Below are 7,968 nucleotides of genomic sequence, written 5' to 3' on the forward strand. Positions count from 1 at the left end.
CGGAGACTTCCTGACATCTTTTTCATATATTATTCTTATCAGAAGCTCTTGAAGCTCGCTCCATGCGAGTTTTTATTTTTAAGCGAGTTGAGCGAAATGCAAAAATCTATTTTTATATTTTCGAGTGAGCGCAGAGAATATATGGCTTGGCACCATTTATTTTTTTAAACCCCAATAGCATATGACGACGACCAAAACTTCTCCAAAAACATCGATCCTTGCGGATTTCATCGTCATCAAGCGCGACGGCAGAACCGTTCCGTTCGACGTGGCGCGCATCTGCTACGCCATTGAGCGGGCCTCAATCAGGACCGGGGAGCTGGGCCCGGCAGGAATAAAAAAGGTTGCCGACCGCGTAGTTAAATTCATACTAAAAACCCACAAAACCGAAAAGCGTATTTTTGTGGAAGAGATCCAGGATATTGTGGAGTTCGCGCTGGCCAGTGCAGGCTATTTTGTGACGGCCCGCGCCTATATCGTCTATCGCGAACAGCGCGCGCAAGCAAGAGCCACCAAGAACGTGGCGGTGGAGGTCGAGCGGACCATCGGCGAATATGTGAACCAGCAGGATTGGCGGGTGAATGCGAATGCCAACCAGGGGTATTCGCTTGGCGGGCTCATCTTGAACGCCTCAGGCAAGCTCATCGCCAACTACTGGCTGAACTTCGTGTATCCCAAAGAGATTCGCGATGCGCATGTCGGGGGCGACATCCACATCCATGACCTCGACATGTTCACTGGGTACTGCGCGGGGTGGAGTCTGCGGCAACTTTTGGAAGAAGGCTTCAACGGCGTTCCGGGGAAAGTGGAGTCTGCTCCTCCGAAGCACTTGGAGACCGCGACGGCCCAGATGGTGAATTTTCTTGGGACTTTGCAGAACGAATGGGCCGGCGCCCAGGCATTTTCTTCTTTCGACACGTACCTAGCGCCGTTCATCCGCAAGGACAACATGGATTACAAACAGGTAAAACAATGCGTACAGCAGTTCGTGTTCAATCTTAATGTGCCATCGCGATGGGGCACGCAGACGCCATTTACCAATATCACGCTTGATTGGGTGGTACCCGAGGATATGCGGGCAAAAAAGCCGATCCTTGGGGGGAAGGCGCAGGATTTTACTTACGGCGATTGCCAGAAAGAAATGGACGTCATTAACAAGGCATTCATTGAGGTGATGACGGAAGGCGATTGGAAGGGGCGCATTTTCACCTTTCCTATTCCCACGTATAACATCACCAAGGATTTTGACTGGGATAACGAAAACGCGCGCGGGCTTTTTGAAATGACGGCGAAATTCGGTATTCCCTATTTCCAGAATTTCATCAATTCCAGCCTTAATCCCGGGGATGTGCGGAGCATGTGCTGCAGATTGCAACTAGACCTGCGGGAACTTAGGGCGCGCGGCGGGGGGCTTTTCGGCTCTGCGGAGATGACCGGTTCCGTCGGCGTGGTAACCATCAACTTGGCGCGCATCGGATACCTTGCCAAAACGCGCCCGGAGTTTTTCAAGCGGCTCGGGCATCTCATGGACCTTGCCAAGCAGTCGCTCGAGATAAAACGGAAAGTGGTTGAGGAAAATATCGAAAAAGGACTTCTGCCCTTCACCAAACGGTATCTGCCGAGCCTGCACAACCATTTTGCAACCATCGGCATCAACGGCGCAAACGAGGCGTGCTTGAATTTCATCGGACGAGACATCTCAACACCCGAAGGGAGGGCTCTGGTGTTGGAATTGCTCGACTTCATACGCAAGCGTCTTGCCGACTATCAGGAAGAAACGGGGAATCTTTATAATTTGGAAGCGACACCAGCAGAAGGAACGACGTACCGCTTTGCGAAGGAAGACCACGCGCGGTTTTTGGGGATGATACAGTCGGGAAGTGCTGAAGCGCCGTACTACACCAACTCAACGCACCTGCCCGTGGACTACACCGATGACCCGATATTCGCGCTCGAACATCAGGATGAATTGCAAACAAAATACACCGGCGGCACGGTACTGCATCTTTTTTTGGGAGAACGCGTGAGCGATTGGAAGACGTGTCGTGAGTTCGTGAAAAAAGTTGCATATCGTTTCCACCTTCCTTATTTTACGATTACGCCGACGTTTAGTATTTGCCGCAACCACGGATATCTGACGGGAGAGCATCCGGCTTGTCCAACGTGTCAGGCAGAGTGCGAAGTATGGTCTCGCATTGTGGGGTATTTCAGGCCCGTAGCACAGTGGAATAAAGGCAAAAAAAGCGAGTACGCCCAGCGCCTCGAATATTCGATAACAAGGGATGGCACGGCGCAGAAAGTAGTACCTATGGAGGAGGCCAGAACAACCGTTCCGGCGGCCACATAGTTCTTATGAGATGCATGCGTATATTGTTCAATGGTATGTATGACCATCGGCGGGTTTCAAAAACTAAGTCTTGTAGATTATCCAGGAAAGGTCTGTTCCATTATATTCACGCAGGGATGCAATTTCCGGTGTCCGTATTGCCATAATCCGGAACTTGTCGAGGTAAAAAAAGAGGGAGCGGTGCCGGCGGAAGAAATTTTGGAATACCTTGGAGCAAAATCATGGTTGCTGGATGGAGTGTGCATCACCGGGGGAGAACCGACGCTACAGGGCGACCTGCCGTCTTTTATTAGAAAAATAAAAGATATCGGGCTTTTGGTGAAACTTGATACGAACGGGTCGAATCCCACGATGGTGCGGGAGCTTATCGGGAAAAACCTTGTCGACTACATCGCCATGGATCTTAAGCACCCATGGGCGCGCTATGGGGACGTGGCGCATTCGCCGAACCGCGCGGCGACAGAAAATTGTAAAAAAACATTCGAGCTTATCCAATCATCCGGCGTAGACCACGAATTTCGTACCACGGTATTTCCGCAACTGCAGTGTGAAGAAGATCTTTTCGAGATGGCAGGGTACATCAAGGAAGGAGAGAAATATTTTTTGCAGAGCCTCCGGTACCAAAAAACGCTCGATGAACGTATCGACACATCGCGAACGCTTGACGTTGCCGGCATCGTTCTGCGTTTACGGGAGCTCTACCCAAAGGTTATATTGGAAGCACGCTAATCATTAATTCCAATTCCTCATGTCAAAAGAATTCATCGGTATTCTCCACGGATTTCTCGGTACGGTGTTCCTTATGGCGTTCTCCGGAGCCTTCGCCGAACTCATTGAGCTTACCCATCACGGCGCGCGGCGCGTCAAAATAGGCACGGCGGTCATGTTCGTGGCAAGCCTGCTCCTGTCTTTCACCGGCGGCGTGCTCTATGCGATATACCGCGCACCGGTCCCCGAAAGCGCACGCTCGAAACTACTTGCCAGTTCCACGCCCTGGGCGCATACGATACTTATGGAACTTAAAGAATTTACCGGCATGTTCGTGCCGATGATACTTGCGGTTGCCGTATACATTGCCTGGCGCCACAATGCGGAAATGGACGCCGATAGGACTCTCCGCCGCGTTCTTGCCGCGGTGCTGGTGCTCGCGATGCTGGTGACGCTTCTCACGTTCGGGCTGGGTGCGTATATTACGAAGACGCAGCCATTATAAAATCAAAAGTCAAAAATCAAAATTATGGAACAATCATTTCAAAATCAACCAAGTCGTATTCTGCGCGGTCCAACTATTGCGGTGTTCATCGGTGCCTCCGTGGCGTTGGTGATGATCGGTGTATTTAATTTACTGGCAGATGTTTCGCCAAAAATAAAAATATTTCTTACTCTCAATAAAGCCGTTGGACCTTGGTCCGGCAAAGTTGTATTCGGATACCTTGCGGGAGCCATTGCGTGGTTCTTGGCTTGGACGTTCTTGCGCGGCAAGGATGGCAATATCACGCGGTGGTTCTGGATATTTTTTGCAGCGCTCGTTATCGGCACGTCGCTGGTGTTCACGCCGTTCCTACACGTGCTAATTGGCTGAAATTTCGCCCACCTTCCTATGCGGACTTTTTTTCTTATCATGTTCGCAGTCATTATTGCCGTGGCGCTCACGGCATTCCGTTTGCGTTCCGCTGAGCCCGCTCAAGTAGTTCACCACGAATATAGCGCCATGCCGGCAAAAAAGGTTGATGTGAAAGATATCCGTCGCGCCGCCTCGGATATTCCGCCGCCTATTACGCGTCAAGAAGCGCAGGTTGTGAAGTTCGAACTGGAAACCAAAGAGGTCGTTGCCGAGGTTGCACCAGGCACAACATACGAATATTGGACGTACAACGGAACCGTTCCGGGGCCGTTTTTGCGCGTACGCGAGGGGGATATGGTCGAAATTAAGCTTACACACTTACTGCACGAATATGCCAAAACAGATGGCACTGCGCCTCCGCTTGCCTTAGGTATTATGCCGGCCGCCTTTGCTGATGGAGAGGATGCACATATGGATATGGGCGGCGACGAGCATGAGATAGCGGGGCATGGCACGCACTCCATCGATTTACACGCGGTCATTGGTCCGGGAGGGGGCGCGACGCTTATGCAGGCCAAGTCGGGTGAGATGAAAGTATTCCAATTCAAAGCAACGCGTCCCGGGCTTTATGTGTACCACTGCGCAAGCCCGCACATTCCCACGCATGTCGCAAACGGCATGTATGGATTGATCCTGGTTGAGCCTGCAGGCGGTATGCCGAAAGTAGATCGAGAGTTCTACGTCATGCAGGGAGAACTTTATACCCAGGGTCATGTGGGGCAAAAAGGACATCAAGAGTTCTCTAAAGAAAAACTGCTTGCCGAGGCGCCGGAATACGTAGTGTTCAACGGACGCATGGGGGCGCTTACCGGCAACGGAGCGCTCAAAGCAAAGACGGGAGAAAAAATACGTCTTTTTGTTGGCGTGGGAACATTCCTTGCATCGAATTTCCATGTTATCGGCGGCGTTCTCGACCATCTCTATCCGGAGGGAGACCTTGTATCTCCGCCGCACCGCAATGTGCAGACAACGCTCATTCCTGCCGGCGGCTCGGCGGTTGTTGAATTTGAACTTGATGTTCCCGGCAAGTATTTGCTCGTTGACCACAGTCTTGTGCGCGCCATAGATCGCGGCGCTCTTGCGGAACTTATCGTAGAAGGATCGGAACGCCCAGAACTTTTTGGATCCGTAAAGCCGTAATATTTCTTGTTGCCGTATTTATGAGAAAACGATACACACCCGCTCCGTTAAAGAAAGCTCTGCTGGCGGTTCTTGCGGTGGGGCTTTTGATAGGCGCCATCGTGTGGCTCAAGACGCAGAAGGGCGCGCCCTCTGTTTATGATACTTTTGCGCAGTGTCTTTCGGAGAAAAAGGCCGTAATGTATGGCGCGTATTGGTGTTCGCATTGCCGAGACCAGAAGGAGGCGTTCGGTTCGTCTTTCTCACATGTTTCATACATAGAATGCGCCACTCAGGGTTCATCTGCACAAACAAAGGTCTGCACGGATGCCGGCATAAAAGGATATCCGACATGGGTTTTCGCCGACGGCACAAGAATAGAAGGAGTCATGTCCTTTAAGACCTTAAGCGAAAAAACCTCTTGTCCTCTTCCATGAAATATCACCGCGCTATTTCGTTCCTGGCGGTTTTAGGAATCATTGTCTCCGGGTTATCGCTCTTCCATCACTATAGTCGGACTGCTTGGGCTTTTTGCAGTTTCGGGGGCGCCTTTAGCTGTGATTTGGTGAATCGCAGTATCTACGCAGAGGTCTTCGGCATTCCGGTAGCACTCATGGGTCTTTTGGGATATGGCGCGCTTCTGGGCGTTTCCCTTGCGCATAGCCATTATGATATGTCCCGGCTGCTTCTTGCGATGTCCCTTGCGGCTCTCGCGTTTTCGCTCTATCTGACGTATATTGAAGCATTTGTACTTGCGGTATGGTGTCTTTTGTGTTTGGCATCTCTTGCGCTGGCCATAGGCGTAACTCTTGCGTCCATTAAGCTCTATCAACAATCGTTTAAAAACTAATCATTTATTTTTTCTTTAGATGCCAATATAGTCTATGACTTATCGCATTCGAAAAGCGATCTCCCTCACCACGACCGTCACCACCACGTTGTGGATGACCGGCGCGGCATTTCTTATGCCCGTCGCATCCCACGCTGCGGTAACGATCAATGACGGCGATATCTTCCGCGCGTCCAACGACTACAAGGTGTACATCGCCAAGTATGTTGGCGGAAAGATGTTTAAGCGCTGGTTCGTCGGACCCCAAATGTTCGACTTCTACAGGCACTTGAGCTTTGCTGTCGTGAAAGTAGTGGACCCCTCGGTCGCAGCAAGCTACACGGAATCTAAACTCGTCCGCGTAGATGGCGACCAGAAAGTCTGGTACATCGGCAACGCAGTAGCTGGACAAGGCGCAGACAAGCAGTGGGTAACCTCGCTTGCGGCGTTCCAGGCTGCAGGATTTGACTGGGATGGTGTATACATCATCAACTCCGCGGAAGGCAACTGGTACAGCATGGGTGCCAACTTCAACGGCGCTCCATCACCTTCGACGTCAGGAGGTCCGGTAGCAGGAAGCATTTCCGCATCTCTTGCCTCCGATAATCCGGCAGGCGCAGTCATCGCCGCGGCATCGGTATACAATCCGGTCTTGAAAGTAACTCTTTGGGCTCCTTCATCGGGAGGCGCCACCATTTCCGGAATTACCATTTCCAAGGGCGGCTTACTTGCAAACACGAACGTCTCGGGCGTATCCGTCTGGGACGCAGGCGTGCGCCACGGCTCCGTGGTCTCCTCGATCTCGTCTGACAACAAGGTCACCATCGGCTTTGGTTCAAATCCGATCACCTTGGCTGCAGGAGAATCCAGGACCCTCACGGTCTCAGTGAACATCGCATCCGGCGTTACCTCCGGCACGGTCTACTTCGGTCTGGCATCCGCTTCGGATATCCAGGCGAACACCACCGTCGGCGGAGCATTCCCTCTTAATGGAAACCTCTTCTCCATCTCATCCGGCGCTTTGGGTGATGTGTATGTCGCTGCGGTATCCGCAGGCGGCAACAGCTCATCCACGGCTTCAGGAAACGTGGATGTGGGAGAACTCCAGAAAGAGATCGGTAAGTTCAAATTCACCCAGAACAACGGTACAGAAGACATCCAAGTTGAGTCTCTTACCGTCTATGTCGAGGGCGACCTTACCGAAACCAAGGACGTGCTCAACTGGAAGCTCTACGACGCTTCCGGCAACGTGCTTGCGACAACCGCAAGACCCTATGACCGCTACGTGACCTTCAACCTCGCAACGCCCTATGTGATTGCGAAGGGTCTTAACCGGACTCTCTCGGTCAAGGCAGACTTCATGGACGGCGCAGGCCGCTGGACCCGCGTACACTTGCAGAATGACTACGACATGATGATTCGCGGCACAGGAACGCGCGCGTTCATCCTGCCCTTGGGTTCCGCAGGAGGCACCTTCGCGGACACGGTTGACGCCAACCCCTACTTCCGCATGAGGAGCGGTTCGATGACCGTCACCAAGAACTCCAGCTCTCCTTCGGGACAGCTTGCGGTCGGCTCGACCGATGTTCTTCTTGCCAAATTCACCATTCGCGCATCTGGCGAAGACATGGAAGTGCGCAAGATGGACCTTCACATCGCAAAGACCCAGGCAGAGACTGCCTTAACAGGCAATGTCGCTGTCCGCTCCGAAGACGGCTCGGCAACCTACGTGACCATTTCGGCAACCACCGGAACGGCCATCTACGGCACGGGTGTTAACGGCACCGCAGATCTTTCAACGCGCTACGACCTCTCAACCTACATTCAGTTGAAGTCGAACGTTGACAAGATCATCGCGGTATACGGCAACGTCTCCTCCGCCGCAACGGCTTCGGACAGCTACCAGGCCGGCGTAGGTAACTTCTACGTCAAGCGCATCTCGTCCATCGACTACACCGACCTTCCGGACACCACGACCCAGACTCTCGGCAACGACCTTGCGGTCATCACGACCGCCGCGACCGTTGCAAAGAATACGGCGTTTGGAGA

At 52.4% G+C, this 7,968-nt stretch carries 8 protein-coding genes; all 8 read left to right on the forward strand.

Annotated features, from left to right (window positions below):
- Positions 1-181: 181 nt before the first annotated feature.
- Positions 182-2,347: a ribonucleoside triphosphate reductase gene (locus tag Q7S09_03795; protein MDO8558281.1), complete on the forward strand. Its 2,166-nt coding sequence runs from the start codon at positions 182-184 to the stop codon at positions 2,345-2,347.
- Positions 2,348-2,386: 39 nt separating this feature from the next.
- On the forward strand, positions 2,387-3,076 hold the full coding sequence (locus tag Q7S09_03800; protein ID MDO8558282.1) for an anaerobic ribonucleoside-triphosphate reductase activating protein: 690 nt from the start codon (positions 2,387-2,389) through the stop codon (positions 3,074-3,076).
- A gap of 19 nt (positions 3,077-3,095) precedes the next feature.
- The gene (locus Q7S09_03805; protein MDO8558283.1) at positions 3,096-3,560 is read left to right on the forward strand and encodes a hypothetical protein; all 465 of its coding nucleotides are present in this window, start codon (positions 3,096-3,098) and stop codon (positions 3,558-3,560) included.
- A gap of 24 nt (positions 3,561-3,584) precedes the next feature.
- Entirely contained in the window at positions 3,585-3,929 is a 345-nt protein-coding gene (locus Q7S09_03810; protein ID MDO8558284.1) for a hypothetical protein, read from the forward strand.
- 18 nt (positions 3,930-3,947) lie between these two features.
- On the forward strand, positions 3,948-5,111 hold the full coding sequence (locus tag Q7S09_03815) for a multicopper oxidase domain-containing protein (protein ID MDO8558285.1): 1,164 nt from the start codon (positions 3,948-3,950) through the stop codon (positions 5,109-5,111).
- Between the two features lie 20 nt (positions 5,112-5,131).
- Positions 5,132-5,527 carry a thioredoxin domain-containing protein gene (locus tag Q7S09_03820; GenBank protein ID MDO8558286.1) on the forward strand — a complete coding sequence of 132 codons (396 nt, stop codon included), beginning with the start codon at positions 5,132-5,134 and terminating at the stop codon, positions 5,525-5,527.
- Positions 5,524-5,940 (forward strand): vitamin K epoxide reductase family protein, encoded by a 417-nt coding sequence (locus Q7S09_03825; GenBank protein MDO8558287.1) that lies wholly within the window; start codon positions 5,524-5,526, stop codon positions 5,938-5,940. Before Q7S09_03820 ends, Q7S09_03825 begins: the two co-directional genes overlap by 4 nt.
- 34 nt (positions 5,941-5,974) lie before the next feature.
- The coding region (locus Q7S09_03830) for a hypothetical protein (GenBank protein MDO8558288.1) at positions 5,975-7,968 on the forward strand (1,994 nt) is incomplete at its 3' end.

The sequence above is a fragment of the bacterium genome (assembly GCA_030649025.1).
Classification (GTDB): domain Bacteria; phylum Patescibacteriota; class Minisyncoccia; order JAUYLV01; family JAUYLV01; genus JAUSGO01.

Excerpts from the sequence above, each read along its gene's own strand:
- Q7S09_03795 (MDO8558281.1), top strand. The coding sequence starts at position 182 with ATGACGACGACCAAAACTTCTCCAAAAACATCGATCCTTGCGGATTTC.
- Q7S09_03800 (MDO8558282.1), top strand. The coding sequence starts at position 2,387 with ATGACCATCGGCGGGTTTCAAAAACTAAGTCTTGTAGATTATCCAGGA.
- Q7S09_03805 (MDO8558283.1), top strand. The coding sequence starts at position 3,096 with ATGTCAAAAGAATTCATCGGTATTCTCCACGGATTTCTCGGTACGGTG.
- Q7S09_03810 (MDO8558284.1), top strand. The coding sequence starts at position 3,585 with ATGGAACAATCATTTCAAAATCAACCAAGTCGTATTCTGCGCGGTCCA.
- Q7S09_03815 (MDO8558285.1), top strand. The coding sequence starts at position 3,948 with ATGCGGACTTTTTTTCTTATCATGTTCGCAGTCATTATTGCCGTGGCG.
- Q7S09_03820 (MDO8558286.1), top strand. The coding sequence starts at position 5,132 with ATGAGAAAACGATACACACCCGCTCCGTTAAAGAAAGCTCTGCTGGCG.
- Q7S09_03825 (MDO8558287.1), top strand. The coding sequence starts at position 5,524 with ATGAAATATCACCGCGCTATTTCGTTCCTGGCGGTTTTAGGAATCATT.